Here is a 215-nt window from a genome sequence, read left to right as displayed (position 1 = left end):
AAACTCTAAAGAAGATGGCACCAAACAGGATACTAATAAACAAGCGCAAGATCCAGTAGCTAAACCTGTTACTGACAATCCGGAGCAAGACCCAGCAACTAAACCTGTTACCGATAATCCGGAACAAAACCCAGCAGCTAAAACTGCCACTGATAATCCGGAACAAAACCCAGCAGCTAAAATTGCTACTGACAATCCAGAACAAAAGCTAGCAA

The 215-nt window shown here is 42.8% G+C and carries 1 pseudogene; it reads left to right on the top strand.

From position 1 onward, the window contains the following. Positions 1-215: pseudogene (locus MR107_RS31175) on the top strand (hypothetical protein); the annotation flags it as partial.

It is taken from the genome of Bacillus cereus group sp. BfR-BA-01441, from assembly GCF_022663075.1.
GTDB classification, from domain to species: Bacteria; Bacillota; Bacilli; order Bacillales; family Bacillaceae_G; genus Bacillus_A; species Bacillus_A cereus.
This window is presented reverse-complemented; position numbering and strand designations above follow the sequence as displayed.